Annotated in this window: 19 protein-coding genes; 12 read left to right on the top strand and 7 right to left on the bottom strand. The window is 64.2% G+C overall.

Features of this window, described 5'->3' with window-relative positions; all coding sequences use genetic code 11:
- Window positions 1-4: 4 nt before the first annotated feature.
- Window positions 5-559 carry a PQQ-dependent catabolism-associated CXXCW motif protein gene (locus tag FBZ93_RS19210; RefSeq protein WP_146987522.1) on the bottom strand — a complete coding sequence of 185 codons (555 nt, stop codon included), beginning with the start codon at window positions 557-559 and terminating at the stop codon, window positions 5-7.
- Window positions 556-1,437 carry a substrate-binding domain-containing protein gene (locus FBZ93_RS19205; RefSeq protein ID WP_146987520.1) on the bottom strand — a complete coding sequence of 294 codons (882 nt, stop codon included), beginning with the start codon at window positions 1,435-1,437 and terminating at the stop codon, window positions 556-558. The genes FBZ93_RS19210 and FBZ93_RS19205 overlap by 4 nt, the downstream gene beginning before the upstream one ends.
- Window positions 1,438-1,640: 203 nt before the next feature.
- Between FBZ93_RS19205 and FBZ93_RS19200 the strand changes: the two genes are divergently transcribed.
- Together FBZ93_RS19200 and FBZ93_RS19195 are read left to right on the top strand one after the other, a co-directional pair.
- The gene (locus FBZ93_RS19200) at window positions 1,641-2,531 is read left to right on the top strand and encodes a quinoprotein relay system zinc metallohydrolase 2 (RefSeq protein WP_433995432.1); all 891 of its coding nucleotides are present in this window, start codon (window positions 1,641-1,643) and stop codon (window positions 2,529-2,531) included.
- Window positions 2,532-2,574: 43 nt separating this feature from the next.
- Window positions 2,575-3,399, top strand: a complete 825-nt coding sequence (locus FBZ93_RS19195) for a quinoprotein dehydrogenase-associated SoxYZ-like carrier (protein WP_146987516.1) — start codon at window positions 2,575-2,577, stop codon at window positions 3,397-3,399.
- Between the two features lie 27 nt (window positions 3,400-3,426).
- Here FBZ93_RS19195 and FBZ93_RS19190 read toward each other — a convergent pair whose 3' ends face one another.
- On the bottom strand, window positions 3,427-3,795 hold the full coding sequence (locus FBZ93_RS19190; protein ID WP_433995429.1) for a hypothetical protein: 369 nt from the start codon (window positions 3,793-3,795) through the stop codon (window positions 3,427-3,429).
- A 149-nt stretch (window positions 3,796-3,944) separates the two neighbouring features.
- Between FBZ93_RS19190 and FBZ93_RS19185 the strand changes: the two genes are divergently transcribed.
- From FBZ93_RS19185 to FBZ93_RS19170, 4 genes are read left to right on the top strand one after another with little or no spacing between them, the layout of a single operon-like run.
- Window positions 3,945-4,877, top strand: a complete 933-nt coding sequence (locus FBZ93_RS19185; RefSeq protein ID WP_433995431.1) for an ABC transporter substrate-binding protein — start codon at window positions 3,945-3,947, stop codon at window positions 4,875-4,877.
- A 2-nt stretch (window positions 4,878-4,879) separates the two neighbouring features.
- Entirely contained in the window at window positions 4,880-5,617 is a 738-nt protein-coding gene (locus FBZ93_RS19180; RefSeq protein WP_146987511.1) for an ABC transporter permease, read from the top strand.
- Complete coding sequence (locus FBZ93_RS19175; protein ID WP_146987510.1) at window positions 5,607-6,317, top strand: ABC transporter ATP-binding protein; 711 nt, start codon at window positions 5,607-5,609, stop codon at window positions 6,315-6,317. Before FBZ93_RS19180 ends, FBZ93_RS19175 begins: the two co-directional genes overlap by 11 nt.
- A gap of 40 nt (window positions 6,318-6,357) precedes the next feature.
- Window positions 6,358-6,711 (top strand): hypothetical protein, encoded by a 354-nt coding sequence (locus tag FBZ93_RS19170; RefSeq protein ID WP_146987508.1) that lies wholly within the window; start codon window positions 6,358-6,360, stop codon window positions 6,709-6,711.
- 3 nt (window positions 6,712-6,714) lie between these two features.
- On the opposite strand, the gene FBZ93_RS19165 is transcribed toward FBZ93_RS19170, so the two are convergent.
- The gene (locus FBZ93_RS19165) at window positions 6,715-6,951 is read right to left on the bottom strand and encodes a hypothetical protein (RefSeq protein ID WP_146987506.1); all 237 of its coding nucleotides are present in this window, start codon (window positions 6,949-6,951) and stop codon (window positions 6,715-6,717) included.
- Between the two features lie 124 nt (window positions 6,952-7,075).
- Between FBZ93_RS19165 and FBZ93_RS19160 the strand changes: the two genes are divergently transcribed.
- Window positions 7,076-8,230: an efflux RND transporter periplasmic adaptor subunit gene (locus FBZ93_RS19160; protein ID WP_246667557.1), complete on the top strand. Its 1,155-nt coding sequence runs from the start codon at window positions 7,076-7,078 to the stop codon at window positions 8,228-8,230.
- The gene (locus tag FBZ93_RS19155; protein ID WP_146987504.1) at window positions 8,223-11,351 is read left to right on the top strand and encodes an efflux RND transporter permease subunit; all 3,129 of its coding nucleotides are present in this window, start codon (window positions 8,223-8,225) and stop codon (window positions 11,349-11,351) included. Before FBZ93_RS19160 ends, FBZ93_RS19155 begins: the two co-directional genes overlap by 8 nt.
- 254 nt (window positions 11,352-11,605) lie before the next feature.
- Here the strand turns inward: FBZ93_RS19155 and pqqA are convergent, their stop codons facing one another.
- A complete protein-coding gene (gene pqqA, locus FBZ93_RS19150) occupies window positions 11,606-11,686 on the bottom strand; it encodes a pyrroloquinoline quinone precursor peptide PqqA (protein WP_009031067.1) in 81 nt (26 codons plus the stop codon).
- Between the two features lie 342 nt (window positions 11,687-12,028).
- Entirely contained in the window at window positions 12,029-12,427 is a 399-nt protein-coding gene (locus FBZ93_RS19145) for an EF-hand domain-containing protein (RefSeq protein ID WP_146987503.1), read from the bottom strand.
- A gap of 200 nt (window positions 12,428-12,627) precedes the next feature.
- On the opposite strand from FBZ93_RS19145, the gene FBZ93_RS19140 reads away from it, so the two are divergent.
- From FBZ93_RS19140 to FBZ93_RS19125, 4 genes are all read left to right on the top strand, one after another.
- A complete protein-coding gene (locus tag FBZ93_RS19140; protein WP_246667556.1) occupies window positions 12,628-12,873 on the top strand; it encodes a hypothetical protein in 246 nt (81 codons plus the stop codon).
- A gap of 228 nt (window positions 12,874-13,101) precedes the next feature.
- Window positions 13,102-14,766, top strand: a complete 1,665-nt coding sequence (locus tag FBZ93_RS19135) for a methanol/ethanol family PQQ-dependent dehydrogenase (RefSeq protein ID WP_050628657.1) — start codon at window positions 13,102-13,104, stop codon at window positions 14,764-14,766.
- Window positions 14,767-14,836: 70 nt separating this feature from the next.
- Window positions 14,837-15,130: a c-type cytochrome gene (locus FBZ93_RS19130; protein WP_246667572.1), complete on the top strand. Its 294-nt coding sequence runs from the start codon at window positions 14,837-14,839 to the stop codon at window positions 15,128-15,130.
- Window positions 15,127-16,065: a substrate-binding periplasmic protein gene (locus FBZ93_RS19125; RefSeq protein ID WP_146987501.1), complete on the top strand. Its 939-nt coding sequence runs from the start codon at window positions 15,127-15,129 to the stop codon at window positions 16,063-16,065. The genes FBZ93_RS19130 and FBZ93_RS19125 overlap by 4 nt, the downstream gene beginning before the upstream one ends.
- A gap of 190 nt (window positions 16,066-16,255) precedes the next feature.
- Here the strand turns inward: FBZ93_RS19125 and FBZ93_RS19120 are convergent, their stop codons facing one another.
- The gene (locus FBZ93_RS19120) at window positions 16,256-17,164 is read right to left on the bottom strand and encodes a flagellin (protein ID WP_146987499.1); all 909 of its coding nucleotides are present in this window, start codon (window positions 17,162-17,164) and stop codon (window positions 16,256-16,258) included.
- Window positions 17,165-17,179 lie beyond the last annotated feature (15 nt).

Below are 17,179 nucleotides of genomic sequence, written 5' to 3'. Positions count from 1 at the left end.
GGCGTCACTGCTCGCCCTCGCGCGGCTCGGGCTCCGCATCCGCCAGCGGCAGCTTGGCCCGTTCCCATCCGTCGGTTCCCTCCGGATACCACGCCACGTTGCGGTAGCCGTAGGACAGCACGCGCTTGGCCGCATTCCACGACATCCAGCAACTCTCCTGACAATAGATCACGAGCAATTTTGCTCTGTCGTCACCGGAGGCACGGGCCAGGCCGCGCCGCAGATAGTCCTCGGTCGACGCCGCAAGCTTGCCGTAGCCGGTGTCAGGCAGCCAGATGCTGCCGGGAATGTCGCGATGCGGCCGCTCGCGCCACACCGTGCCGGCGGGCAGTTTCGGCTTCGGCGGGCGTGGCAGAACATCGACGAAGGCACCGGACTTGTCGCGCCAGATCGCTGCCGCTTCCTCGGTCGTGAGCACGCGTGCGCCGGCAAGAGTGGCCGGCACCGGTGCGCGATAATCCTCGGTGCGGTACCCCTCGGGCTCCGCAGGTTGGTCCTGCGCGCGGACAGGCGAAGCGGCGACCACCAGCACCGCCAGCATGGCCGCGAGCCTGATCATGGCGACTTCGTTGCGGTCTCCGGCCCGATCGGACGGTCGTTTTCATCAAGCAGCGGAACGCCGAAGTCGAGCAGGATCTTGTTGATCGCCGGCTGGTTCTCCTGGATCAGGCGATTGAGCTGCCGCTTCCAGTTCTGGTCGGACCCGCGCACGCCCATGCCGATGCGATACACCAGCTTCGGTCCGGTGGTCTCCTTGACCAGCGGCGTGATATGCAGCGGCGGGTTCGCCTTCTTGGCATAAAAGCCCGCCATCGGCCCCCACAGGATGCCCGCATCGATCTCGCCCTTTTCGAGATCGTTCATCATCGCCTCGGCCGAAGAATCGTAGCGTGTGTCGATCATCAGCGGATAAGGCTTCGCATTGCCCATCAGCCCGTTGATGGCCATGTTGGTCGCGGGCGGCGTTCCGGCGACGATGCCGATATGCTTGCCCTTCAGCCGCTCATCCTCGAGCGTCGTGACCTCATCCAATCCGCTGCCCGGCTTGGCGACGATCGCATAGGCCGTGCGGTAATACGGATTGGTGCCTTGCGCGAGATCGTCGCCTTGCGGAAATCCCATGATCACGTCGCAGCGGTGCGAGCCGAGGGTGACCCGCACGAAGCCGGTCGCCTGCGGAAAATACATGTAATCGAGCTTCTTCTGCAGCTTCTCGGCGAACAGCTCGCCGATCTTGTTCTCAAAACCCTCGCCCTTGTCGTTCGAGAACGGCAGGTTGCGCGGATCGGCACAGATGCGGAGCACTTTGGGATCGACCAACTCGATGGAGAGTTCGCCCTGCTCATTGACCTGCGCACGCGCGATGTCGCGGCCGGCGAGACAGGCGATAAAGCCGACAAACGCGAACAGGACTGGGCGGCATCCGACAACTCTCATTACGCGGTCTCCTCTTGAGCGGACAGGTCACCGTGGTCAAGCAATTGCCCGGCGCGCCATGACGTGTAACAGGGATAATGATCGCGACGGCGCCGCGTTGCGTGTTGCAGCGCAAACGAATGTGAGACGACATCGTTCACGCGTCCCCGAGAAACTGAGGCGGAAACATGGCTCATGGCGGTTCGGTGCTTGCGCTGCTCCTGATGCTTTGGGCGCCGACCATAGCGCGGGCGCAAGAGGCGGAATTGCCTGTGAGCGAAGTCGCCCCCGGAATATTCGTTCACACCGGCGTCACTGCATTGATGACGCGCGAGAACGAAGGCGCCATCGCCAATGTGGGCTTCGTGATCGGCGACAGCGCGGTTGCCGTCATCGACACCGGCGGCAGCGTCCGCGAAGGGCGGCAATTGCTCGCCGCGGTACGCAGCCACAGCGACAAGCCGATCCGCTACGTGATCAACACGCATGCGCATCCGGACCACAGCTTCGGCAACGCGGCGTTCGTCGGCGACGGGACCAGCTTTGTCGGCCACAAGGCCCTACCCCGCGCGCTGGCTGCGCGTGGGCAGTTCTATCTGGACGGGTTTCGGCGGACCATGGGCGATGTCTTGATCGGCGAGGTGCGGATCATTCCACCGACCGTGCTGGTCGAGGACACGCTGAAGCTCGACCTCGGCCGGCGGAGCCTCACCCTAAAGGCCTGGCCGCCCGCCCACAGCGACAACGACCTCACCGTCTTCGATGAACGCAGCGGGACCCTGTTCGCCGGCGACATGGTGTTCCTCGAGCATATTCCGGTGGTCGACGGCAGCCTCAAGGGCTGGCTGCGCGCGCTCGGCGACCTCACCGCAATTCCCGCCGAGCGGGTGGTTCCCGGTCACGGTCCCGTGAGCGCATGGCCTGCGGCGCTCGCCGACGAACGGCGTTATCTCGAGACGCTGGCCACAGATATCCGTGCGCTGGTCAAAAGCGGCAAGCCGATTATGGCTGCGGCGGAGCACGCCGCCGCAGCTGAGCGTCCGCGCTGGCAATTGTTCGATGATTACAACGCCCGCAACGCAACTGCAGCATTCTCGGAAATTGAATGGGAGTAGCTGTTGGTCCTATAATGATGCAGCTGCATAGGATCTCGCGAACATGACCGGACATCGCGCCCGCCTGCTTTGTATCGCCAGCCTCGTTGCGATCGCGCTGGGCGCACCGGCCGCGCTCGCGGCCGAAACCTATGATCCCTGGCCGGGCCTCGTCCAGGACATCTTCAGCAATCGTCCGATGAATGACGGCAACGATGTCATCGGCATTGAGATGCCGGCGCGCGCGGAGGACGCGGCGATCGTTCCGGTCACGCTGCGCACCAAGCTGCAGCCCGGCGACAGCCGCCGCGTCGTCGCCATCACCCTCGTGATCGACGAAAATCCCGCACCGATGGCCGCGAAATTCACGCTCGGGCCGGACGCCAACGTCACCGAGATCTCGACCCGCGTCCGCGTCAACAATTACACCAACGTGCACGCCGTCGCGGAGCTCAGCGATGGCAAGCTCTATGTGAGCAAGGTTTACGTCAAGGCATCCGGCGGCTGCTCGGCACCGGCCGGCAAGAACGTCGAGGAAGCCAAGAATCACCTCGGCCAGATGCGCTACCGGCAATTCACGAAGTCCGAGCAGGGGCCGGCGACCAGCACGCGGGAAGCCCAGATCATGATCGGGCATCCGAACAATTCAGGCCTGCAGATGGATCAGGTCACGCAGCTCTATATCCCGGCCTTCTTTGTCAACGAGCTGCACATCTGGCAGGACGACAGTCCGGTGCTGGCGATGGAGGGCGGAATCTCGATTTCCGAGGACCCCAACATCCGCTTCACCTACGTCTCGAACGGCGCCAAGCACTTCCGCGCCGAAGCCAAGGATACCGACGGGCACGTCTTCGAGCACGAATGGAAGGTCGAGAATCCCGGGACCTGAAGGGTACGCGATCTCGCGATCAACGCTCTAGAAACACCTGACTTCGGCTTCGGCCTGGGCGCGCCTGAGGTCGTTGAGCGCGTTCGCGGCCTGCTCGGACGAGCGGAACTGGCCGCCCAGGTTGCCGCGCACCTGCGCCATGCTCAGCACCGTCTCGGCGGTGACGTAGCGATCGTAGGGGATGATCGAGGCGACCACGTCGATCGAGCAGGAGCATTGCTCGATCGACTGCCGGGATTCGCCATTGGCCTTCATGCAGCCGAACACATACTCCGCCCGCGCCGAGGTCGGATAGTCGTTGATCTCCTGAGCCCGCGCGCTGATCGTCGTCCCGGCGAGCACGGCCAGGAGCCCGGCCAGGAAAACCGCCGAGACGGCGACAATCGGTCGTAGCATGCCAGCTCCTGCCATGGTCGTGCTTCCTCTTCTCTTCCCGCAAGCTATGCTATGGGTGTTGATCAGAAAAGAAAACATTCGGGGAAGTGGCTCAAGAAACGATGATCATGTCTGTACGCACGGTGTTGGCTGCGGCAATTCTGGCGGTCATGCAGTTCGGCACCTCGTGCTCCGCGGAGACCATCCGCGTTGCAGCGCAGAAGACCGGAACGCTGGCCTGGGAACTGGCTGTCATTCGCTCCCATGGTCTCGACAAGAAGGCCAATCTGTCGATCGACGTTGTCGAGCTCGCCAGCCCCGAGGCCGGCAAGATCGCGCTGCGCTCCGGCACCGCCGACGTCATGGTATCCGACTGGCCCTGGGTGTCGCGCGAGAGGTCGCTCGGCGCCAAGCTGCAATTCTATCCCTATTCGAGCGCGCTCGGCGCCGTGATGGTCCCGGCCGCCTCGCCGGTCAAAACACTCGCCGACCTCAAGGGGCGCAAGCTTGCCGTCGCCGGCGGCGCGATCGACAAGAACTGGCTGTTGCTGCAAGCCGCCTTGAAGCAGGACGGCGTCGACCTGAAGTCGCAGGCGACCATCGTCTATGGCGCGCCGCCGCTGCTCGCCGCCAAGACCCTCGGCGGCGAGATGGACGCGACGCTCAACTACTGGAATTTCTGCGCCGCGCTCGAGGCCAAGGGCTTTCGCCGTCTCGCCGGCATGGAGGAGATCCTGCAGAAGCTTGGTAGCAAGGGCCGCATCGCGATGATCGGCTACGTGTTCGATGAAGCCTGGGCCAACGCCAACAAGGACCTGGTGGCCCGCTTCATCGCCGTGACGCGCGCCGCGAAAGAGATTCTGGCGACCTCGGACGCCGAATGGGATGCGATCGCGCCGCTGACCGGCGCGCAGGATGCCGCAACCCGGCAAGCCTATCGCGACCGCTATCGGGAAGGCATCCCGCGCCGTCCGATCGCTGACGAAGAAGCCGACGCACGCGTGCTCTACCGGGTGTTGGCGCAGCTCGGCGGCCGCGACCTCGTCGGCGCCGCAACCGAGCTCGATCCCGGCACCTTCTATCAAGCGATCCCGGGAGATTAGCGGTGCTGCGCCTGCTTTCATTCGCGCTGTTCGTCGCGACCTGGTGGATTGCCTCGCTCGTGATCGGCGATGCCAAACTGCCGGCGCCGCCGGCGGTGCTGTCGGTGCTCATCGCCGAGGCACGATCGGGGGCGCTGTTCGTCAACCTCGGCGCGACGCTGGCGCGCGTCGCGCTGGCCTTCACGCTGGCGATGGCGATCGGCTCGGCGATCGGCTACCTGATGGGCCGCGTGTCGCTTGCCAATCGCCTTGGCGATCCCTGGCTGATCCTGCTGCTCAATTTGCCGGCGCTGGTCGTCATCGTGCTGGCCTATATCTGGGCCGGGCTGACCGAGGTCGCGGCGATCGCGGCCATCGCCATCAACAAGCTGCCGACTGCCGTGGTCACCCTGCGCGAGGGGGCTCGCGCGCTCGACCCTGCGCTCGACGAGATGGCAACGGCGTTTGCGCTGCCGCGCGGCCGCGCGTTCCGGCATGTGATCCTGCCGCAGCTTGCGCCCTACATCGCGGCCGCGGCGCGCTCCGGGCTCTCGCTGGTCTGGAAGATCGTGCTGGTCGCCGAATATCTCGGCCGGCCGAACGGTGTCGGCTTCGAGATCGGCGTCGCTTTCCAGCTGTTCGACATTCCCCTGCTGCTCGCCTATTCGCTGAGCTTTGCCGGCGTCGTGCTGGTCATCGAGACCCTGATGGTGCAGCCGTTTGAAACCAGGCTAACGCGGTGGCGGCTCCGTGCAGCTTGAGGTCAATATCACAGGCAAGAGCTTCGAGAGCGCGGCCGGGAAGCGGCACGACGTACTCGACAACGTCACCTTTACATTGAACGCCGGCGAAGTCGGCGTGCTGTTCGGCCCGTCGGGTTGCGGCAAGAGCACCCTGCTCAAGATTCTCGCCGGGCTCGACGGCAACTACCGGGGCCATGTCACGCGCTCGCCCGGCATGCGCCTTGGCATGGTGTTCCAGGAGCCGCGGCTGTTGCCCTGGCGCACCGTCGAGGAGAACGTGCGGCTGGCCGCACCTGACGTCGACGACGGCACGCTGGCTGCGCTGTTCGAGGTGCTCGAACTGAGCGCGCATTGCAACCACTTTCCCGGTGAGTTGTCGCTCGGCCTCGCCCGCCGCGTCGCCCTCGCCCGCGCCTTCGCCATCGAGCCGGATTTCCTGATCCTCGACGAGCCGCTGGCCTCGCTCGACAATGCCCTCGCGGGCCGGCTGCGCGACCAGGTCGCGACCCTCGTGGCCAGCCGGAAGATGATGACGCTCCTTGTCACCCACGATCTCGACGACGCAGTCCGCCTCGGTGACCGCCTGTTCTTCCTGTCGCCGCGGCCGGCCCGAATCCTTCACGTCGAGACCATCGTCACGCCGCGCGCGACGCGCAGCGAGCCTGAGATCGACGAAATCAAGCGGCAGCTCTCACAGTTGGACCTTGCAAATATGTGAGACGCCGTCATCCTTGGACGAAGCGTTAGGGAGAAGTCGGATGTCGCGTGCGTCGATTGCCATTGGAGTTGCCTTGCTTGTGCTGCCTGCGACCGTGCTCGCCCAAGGCAAGGGCAAGGGCATCCGGTTGTGGAATCTGACCAGCGCCACGATTTCGAGCTTCGAGCTGTCGCCGGCGGGCAAGAATGAATGGGGTCCCAACCAGACGCTGAACGACAAGGACAAGGAAGTCGAGCACGACGAGCGCTTGCGTATCACCGGCGTCGAGCCAGGCCGCTACGATGCCAAGGTCGGCTATAGCGGGGGCAAGCAGTGCTTGGCCCGTGACATCGAGATCAAGGCCGACGCAGTGTTTTCGGTGTCCGACAAGGACCTGAAGGATTGCAACAAATAACGGCTAACCCGCCGGCGGTTCGCCGCCGGTGCTCGCACGATCATTGGTGTGCGGATATTCGCACCGCCATCGCACCGCGGTCCATTTCGGGTGTTCGCCGACCCATTGCGCGATGTAGGGCGGCGCGGCCATGGCGCATTGCTGCAGCGAGCCGCTCCAGTTGAACACCAGATGCTGCTCCTCGCAGGTGGTGGGCGACAGCACGGCACATACAGTGACGATGAGATCAATCGGGTTCATGCATGAGACCTCGCGGGCGTCGTCAAAAAGATAACATAAGCGCTACGCCCACAGCAGCCGGAAGTTTCATTTCGTGCGAGATCAAGCGGAACCCGGCGGGGCGCGGCCCCGCCAGCACGGCGGCGTGACCCGAGCCGACAACCGTGAAACCGACGCCTTGCCGCCGGTTGATTTCGTCAATAAGCTGGTTCCCACAACTGCTAACAGGCTGATGGCTCTTACGGAAACCTCCCGGCACGGCATCGCGGTCGCCATATGCTTGCTGGCGCTCGGCGCCGGCGCTTGGGCTGTCACGGGTCAGGTTCGGCGCGCAGCGGCGGAGCCGCAGCCGAACAAGCCGGATTCAGGCCGCACCGAGCCCTCCCGCACCGCAAGCAGCGACCAGGCACCGGTCAAGCTGACACCCAGCCAGCAGGGACAGATCGGGCTCGAAACTTCGGTTGTGGAAGCCGCTCCGCATCCTGAGCAATTCCGCGCATACGGTGCAGTGCTGGACATCTCTCGCATCACGGAGCTCACCAACAGCTACGCCAATGCGCAGGCCCAACTCCAGACAGCGCAGGCCAAGCTCGAAGTCGCGAAGAGCGCATTCGACCGGACCAAGAATCTCGTCGACTCCGCCGCGCTCCCGAGAAAGGAAGCCGAAACCGCGGAGGGAACGCTGCGAACCGACAAGGCCGCGCTTGCCGCAGCGGAATCGCAGCTCAGGACTCTCGCAGCAACAGCACAGCAGGAATGGGGGCCGGTGATCGGCCGCGGCATCGTCGAGCGCTCGCCCGCGGTCGTCAGGCTGATCGAGCGCGATCAGTTTCTGGTTCAGGTGACGCTGCCGCCCGGCGTGAGTGTCACCGAAACTCCGCGAACGGCCCTCGCACAGGCGCCGACGCGAAATGCGAATATCGATCTGCAGTACATCTCCCCAGCAACACGCACCGACCCCCGGATTCAGGGATTGAGCTATTTCTTCTCGGCGCCCGGCGACAGTGGTCTGCTGCCCGGCATGAACACCACGGTTTATGTGCCGTCGGGCACCACTTACGAAGGCGTGTTCATCGAGGATACCGCGATCGTGCGATGGCAGGGCCGATCGTGGGTTTACCTGCGCGTGAGCCCCGACAGCTTCCGGCGGCATCCGATCAGCACGGATCAGCCGGTCTCGGATGACGACTACGTCGTCCGGGACATCCCGTCGGGATCTGAAATCGTCGTCCGGGGCGCACAGGTCTTGCTGTCCGAGGAGGCCAAGAGCGAGCTTCGGAGCGGCGATGACAATGACTGACGGCACCGGCTCCGACCGTTCAGGACCGCAAGCCGCTCTCGTCGCGTTCGCCATCCGCTTCCGCGGCATCGTGCTCGCGCTTTCGTTCGCACTGCTGGGCTACGGCCTGTTCGCGCTCGGCGAAGCCAAATACGGCGTCTTCCCCGAATTCGCACCGCCACAGGTCACGATCCAGACCGAAGCTCCCGGCCTCAGCCCGGAGCATGTCGAGATCCTGGTCACGCAACCGATCGAAACGTCGATCAACGGCCTGGCCGGCGTCGAAAGCCTACGCTCGTCGTCGATCCAGGGCCTCTCCGTGGTGACGGTCGTCTTCCAGCCGGGCAGCGATATCTACCGGGCGCGCCAATTGGTGACCGAGCGTCTCTCGGCCGTGGCCGCGCGGCTGCCACAAGGCGTGCAGCCGCCCTCGATGACACCGTTGACCCCGCTGGCCGGCACGGTGCTGGTCATTGGCCTGACGTCCGAGCGACGCTCGCTGATGGAATTGCGCACCGTTGCGGACTGGACCGTGGCAAGACGGCTGCTGGCCGTCACGGGCGTGGCACAAGTATCCACTTACGGCAAAGACGTCAGGTCTCTGCAAGTGCAGGTCCGCCCGGACGACCTGATCCGGTTCCGGGTCGGCATGAACGATGTACTGGCCGCCGCGCGCAAGGCCACCGGCGTACGGGGCGCCGGCTTCATCGATACCGCCAATCAGCGCATCACGCTGCAAACCCAGGGGCAGTCCCTGACGCCCGATCAGCTTGCCCGCACCGTTCTTCTGCACGAAGGCGGCGCGAGCGTGGTTCTCGGCGACGTCGCCACCGTCGTGACGGCTCCCGAGCCGCCGATCGGGGCCGCCCTCATCGACGGCGTGCCCGGCATCATGCTCATGGTGAGCCAGCAATACGGCGCGAACACGCGAGAGGTCACCACGCGGGCGGAAGCCGCCCTGCAAGAGCTGCGACCGGGCCTTGAAGCCGACGGCGTCAATCTCCATGCGGACATCTTCCGGCCTGCCAATTTCATCGACGCGGCAACCGAGAACGTGCTCAACGCCTTGTTGATCGGCGGGGCGCTCGTGGTCGTTGTCCTGTTTCTGTTTCTGTTCGACTGGCGCACCTCGATCATCAGCTGCACTGCGATTCCCCTCTCGTTGATCGCGGCCGTGCTCGCGCTGCAATGGATGGGTGAAACGCTCAACACGATGACGCTGGGCGGCCTTGCGATCGCAATCGGCGAAGTCGTCGATGACGCCGTGATCGGCGTCGAGAATGTGGTACGTCGACTGCGCGAAAACCGCCGGGCAACGGCACCGAGACCCGAGGCTCGCGTCGTGCTCGAGGCCTTCCTCGAAGTGCGTACCGCCGTTGCCTATGCGACATTTGCGGTGCTGCTGGTCTTCTTCCCGATCCTGACGCTTTCCGGCATTGCCGGTCGCCTCTTCGGGCCCTTGGGCATCGCCTACATCCTGGCCGTGCTCGCCTCGCTGGCGGTCGCCCTTACGGTGACGCCGGCGCTCTCCATGCTGCTCCTCGTCGGCAGGACCGGCGGACAGCGCCTGCATGAACCGCCTGCGGTGCGGTGGTCCCGTCGCCACTACCAGGCCTTGCTGCGTCATATCGGCCGCTACCCGAAGCTGGTGATGACGGCGGCCGCGGCTTTGACGATCGCCGGCGCGGCGATGCTGCCCTTCTTCGGCGGGACCTTCCTGCCGGACCTGCGCGAAGGCCATCTGATTCTGCACGTCTCCGCGATCCCCGGCACCTCGCTCGACGAATCGCTTCGTATCGGCAAGCTGATGACCGATACACTCCTAAAAATCCCGGGTGTGCGCCGGGTGGCGCAGCATGCCGGCCGCGCCGAGGCCGGTATCGACACGGTCGGTCCGCATTCCAGCGAGTTCGAGGTCGACCTGGAGCCCGGGCTCTCGGGTCGGGCACAATCCGCTGCCGAAGCGCGCATCAGGGCCGCTCTGGCCGGCTTCCCCGGGGTTTCGTTCTCGAGCAAGACCTACCTGACGGAGCGCGTCGAGGAGACCGTGTCCGGATTCACCGCGGCGGTGGTCGTCAACATCTACGGGCCCGATCTCGATTTGCTCGAGCGCGCTGCACGCGACGTCGCGCGAGAGCTGGATGAGGTCGCGGGGGCCGCCGACGTGCAGCAACGATCCCCGCCGGGAATGCCGCAAGTCAACGTGACGCTTCGCCCGACTGATCTGCAGCGCTGGGGGCTCGACGCGGTCGAAGTGCTCGAACTCATTCGCACCGCCTATCAGGGCGATGTCGTCGGCCAGGGATATGAAGGCAATGCGGTCTTCAATGTCATCGTGATCCTCGACGCGCACGCCCGCGCCCGCGTCACTCAGATCGGTGACCTACCTGTGCGGACGCCGAGCGGTGCTTACGTTCTGCTGAAGCAAATCGCCGACGTCTACGAGACCTCGGGCCGCTATCAGATCCAGCACCTGAATGCGCAGCGCGTGCAGACCGTAACGGCGAACGTCAGCGGCCGCGATCTCGAATCCTTCGTGGCCGCCGCCAAACGCAAGCTGACCCGCGAGGTCACGTTGCCGCCCGGTGCTCACGTGGAATTTGCCGGTGCGGCCGAGGCCCAGGCGCGGTCGCGGCACGATCTCATCGTCAATTCCTTGCTGGCCGGGACGGGCATCGTCGTTCTGCTTGCGATGGTGACCGGTCATTGGCGAAACCTGTTGCTGGTCATGATCAACTTGCCGTTTGCGTTTGTCGGCGGCGTGTTCGCCCTGGCGTTGACCGGTGGCCTGCTCTCGCTCGGGTCGATGGTCGGCTTCGTCACGCTGTTCGGAATCACGCTGCGCAACTCGATCCTGATGATCTCGCACTACGAGCATCTGGTCCTGGTCGACGGTCGCGTGTGGGGACTGGATACCGTGATCGAGGGCGCGGCCGACCGCCTCGTCCCGATCCTGATGACATCTCTGGTGACTGGCCTCGGATTACTGCCGCTCGCGATCGGCGCAGGAGAACCGGGACGTGAAATCGAGGGCCCGATGGCGATCGTCATCCTTGGGGGCCTGATGACTTCGATGGCGCTTAGCCTGCTGGTGCTACCGACCCTCGCGCTTCGATATGCGCGATTCAAGGGCCGGCCCTGAGCACGCGCAAGGCGCGTGACGATCGGTTCGCTTCACGGACAGGCCGCAGCGCCGGCCAAGCATGGGCGCAGCACAATCCGGCGATGGACGGTTGAGGTCTTGGGCGGGATCGTCGAAGCCTGTTCAGGTGAGGCTTTGCGTGACGGCACCGGAGCGATCATTTCGACCGGCGTCCGGAGATCGAAAGACCCGCCGACACTGCCACGGCTCCGACGGCGTTTGCCATCGAAGCCGCGGCAGGTCGTCAGGTGGTCTTACTTGCGCGCTGCGCAGGCGTACATGTTGATTTCCATGCCGACCGGCACTTCGACGATCTTCGGTGTTTTCCAGGCCATTTCCTTCTCCCAAGTATAAGTTGGCGCAAAGCCTCGCGCCGCGCGGCAAGCTAGGGCTGGCTCTTCCAAGGTGCAAGCCGGGCGAGTAATGACCCGACTTCGCTGCTGGACATGCCGAAACGGACGACGGCTCGCGGACATCCGCCCGGCTTTGCAACGGCTGGGAAATTCCGACACTGATCTGTCAGGCATTTTCCGGCTGCCGGGCGGCGACGCGCGAAAAAGCAAACCCGATTGCGTCGGCCGCGTCTTGCCCAAGAGCGAAATCGCAACTTTTTTTGTCATGCACGGAATCCAGCGTCAATGTCCGGAATCCGCGCAACGAAACCCGCTGCCGGGCAGCTATTTGAGCAAGCGCAGCAACGCCCGGCCGGCACGCGACTTCAGCTCTTTCGCATCGAGCGTTCCGTCATTGTCGGGATCGGCGGCCTTGAAACGCTGCTCGACAACCGCGAGGTATTCGTCGAGCGTCAGGGTGCCGTCGTGATCCGGATCCGCCAGCTTGAGCTGTTTCGCGGTCAGACGTCCGCGCAATTCGCGGACGTCGAGCGTACCGTCATGGTCGGGATCGAGCTTCGCGAACAGGTCGGCGGCAGCCTTCTTCGCTTCGGCAAGGTCGACTGTGCCGTCATTGTCGGGGTCGAGCATCTTGAGCGCGCTGCGACCACCGGACGCGGCCAGAGCGGGCCCTGACAGGACGGCAGCAGCCAAAGTCAAAGCAAGCGATCGGCGCGAGATCATCGTTCGTCTCCCATGATGCCGCTCCGGCGCGAGGTACGGAGCAGGTCCGCAATCGAAGTTCACCATAGCAGCATCGCGAAGCTTCCACAGCTAGTGCAGCCGGTGCGCCCTGTCGGGTTTCGGGTGGAAACAGGCGGCCTGACGCATCATCGATGGCGCTCCGTCGATGGCGTTTGCGCCAGAACGTGCGAGGTGATCCCATGAGCGATATTTGCAGGACCATGTTGGGCTGCGTCGTTGCGCTCGGTCTGATTGCGCCCGTCTCCGCGCAGAATGGGGCCCCTGTCCGGTCGGCCGAGGCGGTTCAGCCGCGGGTGCTCACCGGCAAGGAGCGGCTCGGTCGCAAATGGACCGACGAGCAGCGCATCGACAATTGCAATGTGCCGCCGGACAAGCGCGGCACCAAGCCGCGGCCAAGTGCCTGCCCCCACGCACCGTCGAGCTGATCGAACCGTTCGCGCTGCGGCATAAGTGCAACCCAAAGGGTGGCGTTGTGTATTCCACGCGACGGTAAGCCACGGACGCATCAACAAAAAACTGACGCGATCGCCCGGCCTCCCGCGCTGGCTGGGGTTCGTTCACGTTTTCGTATTGACCCGTTTTGGTTTCAGGCCGATGGTTCCGTTCGCAACGTCAGCAATAGGCGTGCAGCAAAGGTTCATTGGGAGGATAGGATGAGACGCATTGCGCTGGCCGCAAGCCTCGTGATTCTTGCATCGTATGGTGCAAGCGCTCAGACCAACGAGCAGTTGGTCAAGGGTGCGACTGATACGTCGAACGTTCTCAATTACGGAATGGGTTACAACCTTCAGCGCTTCTCGACGCTGAACCAGATCAACAAGGACACCGTCAAGAATCTGGTGCCGGTCTGGAACTACAGCCTGAACGACGACCGCAGCGAGGAATCGCAGCCGCTCGTCTACCAGGGCGTCCTCTACGTCACCACGCACAACGCCACGATCGCGATCGACGCCAAGACCGGCAAGCAGATCTGGAAGACCAAGGTCGAATATCCCGCCGAGACGCCCCGCATCGTCTGCTGCGGGATCATCAATCGCGGCGCCGCCCTCTATGACGGCAAGCTGTTCCGCACCACCCTCGACGCCAATGTGATCGCGCTCGATGCCAAGACCGGCAAGGAGCTGTGGCGCGAGAAGGCCGCGGACATCAAGGAAGGCTACTCGATGACGGTGGCGCCGCTGGTCGCCGACGGCGTCGTGATCACCGGCATCTCGGGCGCCGAATTCGGCACCCGCGGCTTCATCGACGGCTGGGATCCCGCGACCGGCAAGAAGCTCTGGCGGACCTACTCGATTCCGACCCCGGACGAGCCCGGTGGCGACACCTGGAAGGGCGATACCTGGAAGCTCGGCGGCGGGTCGACCTGGATCACCGGCTCCTACGATGCCGAATTGAACACGGTGTATTGGGGCATCGGCAATCCCGGACCGTTCAACTCGGCGGTGCGTCCCGGCGACAACCTCTACACCTGCTCGGTGCTCGCGCTCGATCCGAAGACCGGCAAGATCAAGTGGCACTACCAGTTCTCGCCGAACAATCCGTTCGACTATGACTCGGTGGCCGAGATGGTGCTCGCCGACATGAACGTCGAGGGCAAGCCGACCAAGGTGCTGATGGATGCCAACCGCAACGGCTTCTTCTACGTGCTCGACCGCACCAACGGGAAGCTGCTCGCGGCCAATCCTTATGTAAACGTCAACTGGGCCACCGGCGTCGACCTGAAGACCGGACGGCCGATCGAGACCGACGTCGCCAAGGATGCGCGTGACGGCAAGAAGGTCACGGTCTACCCGTCGATCCTCGGCGGCAAGAATTGGGAGCCGATGTCGTTCAATCCGCAGACCGGCCTCGCCTACGCGAACACGCTCGCCTTCGGCGGCAAGTACAAAGCCGAACCGGTGACGTTCAAGCAGGGCGAATGGTATCTCGGCATGGACCTCACCGACCCCTGGGAATGGGGCACCGGACCGCGCGGCCATCTCAAGGCGATCGATCCGATGACCGGCAAGGCGAAGTGGGAAGCGCCGAGCGACATTCCGCGCTTCTCCGGCGTGCTTTCCACCGCCGGCGGCGTGGTGTTCTCCGGTCAGCTGACCGGCGAATTCGAGGCGTTCGACGCCGACAACGGCAAGAAGCTCTGGCAGTTCCAGACCGGCTCGGGCATCGAAGGACAACCCGTGACCTGGCAGCAGGACGGCGTGCAGTATGTCGCCGTCACCTCGGGCTATGGCGGCGTCTATTCGCTGTTCTCGGGCGACGAGCGGCTTGCCAAGGTGCCACCCGGCGGCTCCGTGTGGGTTTTCGCGGTCAAGAACTGAGCGCGGAGCACACGTGGCTGAAAGAGTAACCCTGTTGACGGCGGCGATCTTCGCCGCCGTCGCGGCGGCCTTGATCACCTTGATCCCGGCAGCCGCACAGCAAGCCGGTGCAATCGACCTTGAAGGTCAGGTCGACCAAGGCAAGGTCACCTACGCCAAGAACTGCTCACATTGCCATGGGCCCAACATGGTCAACTCCGGCACCATCACGCCGGACCTGCGCGCATTTGCCGGCGACAAGACCCGCTTCGTGACTACCGTGAAGCAAGGCAAGAACGGCAAGATGCCGCCTTGGGCCGATATTCTGAGCGAGCAGGAGATCGCCGACGTCTGGGCCTTCCTGTCGAGCCGGAGGCCCCAATGAGGGCCCTGCTTGCTAGTGTTGCGACGGCCCTGCTTCTTTGCATGACGGCGGCAGCGCATGCCGCCGACGCGCCGCTCAAGGTATGCCTCGACGAGGATCTGCCGCCTTTGTCGGCACATCATCGCGGCAAGCCGGATGCAGGCTTCGACGTGGCGCTTGCGCAAGTGATTGCTGAGCGGCTCGGACGTCCGCTCAAGATCCAATGGTTCGAGAGCAAGCTCGACGAGGATTCGAGCCCGGCGCTGGAAGCCAATGCCCTGCTGTCGGACGGGCGCTGCTCGCTCGTCGGCGGCTATGCGCTCACGACGGATTCGCTGAAGGCACCAGGCGTCACGACGGCCAAGCTGCCGGACTTCGACGGCGCCACTCGCGACGATCGCCGCCGCCGGATCCCGATCGGGGTGCTGGTGCCGAGCCAGCCCTATATCTATTCGCCGATGACCGTCGTGCTCGGTCCGAAGGCCGGAGAAAAGATCAAGGACCGCAAGATCACCGATATCGGCGATCTCGCCGGCCTTAGCCTGACGATCGAAAGCGGCACGCTGGGCGATGCCATCCTGATGACTTTCGACAAGGGAAAACTGATCGAGGACATCACCCACCTCGTCCCCGGGCGCAGCGACCTCTTGGGCGAGCTCGAGCGCGGCGAATACGACGCCACCCTGCTCGACCTGCGCCGGTTCGACGCCTACCGCGCGAGCCACCCTGATACCAAGATCGCGGCGTCGGGATATTATTATCCGATCGGCGCCAATCGCGGTTACGTTGCACTCGAAACCGACAACGCGCTGCTGGAGGCCGTCAACAAGGTGCTGTCCGACCTGCAAGCCAAAGGCACCATCGCGGAGCTCGGCAAGGCGGCAGGCCTCACATGGCTGCCCCCGCGCGAGCCGATCATCCTCGGCGATGTCTGGCTGAAGATCCTGAACCGCTAGCACTGATTGCAGCTAGGAAGGCGATCGCAATTGCAGTATTGCGCGCCCTCTTTCCACGTCATTGCGAGCGGAGCGAAGCAATCCATCGCGCAGCAAGCGGTGGCATGGATTGCTTCGTCGCTGACGCTCCTCGCAATGACGGGAAACGAGCTCAGATCTGCTTACGGGGAAACATCAGGACGTGACCGCGCTAACGCAGGTAGCTCGCCAGGTTCATGCTCTGGATCTTGGAGATCGCCGAATAGGACGCCGTCAGCTGCGCCTGATAGGTCGAAAGCTGCGCCGTCACCGCAGCGACGTCGACGCTGGTCAGGTTGGTCGACAGGGTCTTGGCGAAATTCTGGTAGTCGCTCTGGTCGGTGCTGGCGGTCTCGATCTGCGACGCCGCGGTCGAAAGCTTGGCCTGCACCGTGGACGTTGCATCCAGCGCAGTGCTGGCGAGATCGAGTGCCTGCGAGATGTCGCTCGACGTCAACGTCGTGCTGTTACCGACATATTTCAACAGCCGCACGACCTGCTCGAAGGCCGGATTGTCGGCGGTGACGCCGTAGGAAATCGACTGGCTGTCCGAGACACGCACCGACGCGATCTCGCTGTCGCCCTTGTAGTAGCTGGTATCCGACGTCGCCAGTGAGCCGGTGCCGGTGTCGAAGCTCGACAGATCCGCGGGCGCCGTGTCGGTACGCGCGCCGCTGAAGACATATTCGCCGTCGTACTGGGTGTTGAGCAACCCCTGCATCTGCGACATGGCCTGCTGGGCATAGTTGATCACGGATGCGGTTGCCGTGCTGCTGCCGGTGGTGGCCGCGCTGAGCTGGGTCCGCAGCTGCGTGATGATATCGGTCACCGAGCCGACCGCCGAATACATCGCCTGCACCTTGTTGTCGGCGAGATTGCCGGCATCGATATAGGACTGAGCACGCGTCACCGAGACCTGCAGATTGATCACGCGGCCGGCGCCGGAACCGTAACCGCCGAAATCCTCGGATTGCAGCCCGGAGGACTCCTGCACCTGCTCGTTGGCCATCGCCGCCTGCAGGCGCAGCGCGCCTGATATCATCTGCTCCGACTGCGCGAAGGTGGCAACACGCATCAACATGACGACGGCCTCACG

It is taken from the genome of Bradyrhizobium macuxiense (genome assembly GCF_007993935.1).
Taxonomy (GTDB): Bacteria; Pseudomonadota; Alphaproteobacteria; order Rhizobiales; family Xanthobacteraceae; genus Bradyrhizobium; species Bradyrhizobium macuxiense_A.
The sequence above is the reverse complement of the archived record's forward strand: the minus strand, read 5'-3'. Positions and strand labels throughout refer to the sequence as shown.

Bases quoted from the DNA above. Each gene is read 5' to 3' on its own strand.
- FBZ93_RS19210 (WP_146987522.1), bottom strand. From the start codon at position 559: ATGATCAGGCTCGCGGCCATGCTGGCGGTGCTGGTGGTCGCCGCTTCG.
- FBZ93_RS19205 (WP_146987520.1), bottom strand. From the start codon at position 1,437: ATGAGAGTTGTCGGATGCCGCCCAGTCCTGTTCGCGTTTGTCGGCTTT.
- FBZ93_RS19200 (WP_433995432.1), top strand. From the start codon at position 1,641: ATGCTTTGGGCGCCGACCATAGCGCGGGCGCAAGAGGCGGAATTGCCT.
- FBZ93_RS19195 (WP_146987516.1), top strand. From the start codon at position 2,575: ATGACCGGACATCGCGCCCGCCTGCTTTGTATCGCCAGCCTCGTTGCG.
- FBZ93_RS19190 (WP_433995429.1), bottom strand. From the start codon at position 3,795: ATGCTACGACCGATTGTCGCCGTCTCGGCGGTTTTCCTGGCCGGGCTC.
- FBZ93_RS19185 (WP_433995431.1), top strand. From the start codon at position 3,945: ATGCAGTTCGGCACCTCGTGCTCCGCGGAGACCATCCGCGTTGCAGCG.
- FBZ93_RS19170 (WP_146987508.1), top strand. From the start codon at position 6,358: ATGTCGCGTGCGTCGATTGCCATTGGAGTTGCCTTGCTTGTGCTGCCT.
- FBZ93_RS19165 (WP_146987506.1), bottom strand. From the start codon at position 6,951: ATGAACCCGATTGATCTCATCGTCACTGTATGTGCCGTGCTGTCGCCC.
- FBZ93_RS19155 (WP_146987504.1), top strand. From the start codon at position 8,223: ATGACTGACGGCACCGGCTCCGACCGTTCAGGACCGCAAGCCGCTCTC.
- pqqA (WP_009031067.1), bottom strand. From the start codon at position 11,686: ATGGCCTGGAAAACACCGAAGATCGTCGAAGTGCCGGTCGGCATGGAA.
- FBZ93_RS19145 (WP_146987503.1), bottom strand. From the start codon at position 12,427: ATGATCTCGCGCCGATCGCTTGCTTTGACTTTGGCTGCTGCCGTCCTG.
- FBZ93_RS19140 (WP_246667556.1), top strand. From the start codon at position 12,628: ATGAGCGATATTTGCAGGACCATGTTGGGCTGCGTCGTTGCGCTCGGT.
- FBZ93_RS19135 (WP_050628657.1), top strand. From the start codon at position 13,102: ATGAGACGCATTGCGCTGGCCGCAAGCCTCGTGATTCTTGCATCGTAT.
- FBZ93_RS19125 (WP_146987501.1), top strand. From the start codon at position 15,127: ATGAGGGCCCTGCTTGCTAGTGTTGCGACGGCCCTGCTTCTTTGCATG.
- FBZ93_RS19120 (WP_146987499.1), bottom strand. From the start codon at position 17,164: ATGTTGATGCGTGTTGCCACCTTCGCGCAGTCGGAGCAGATGATATCA.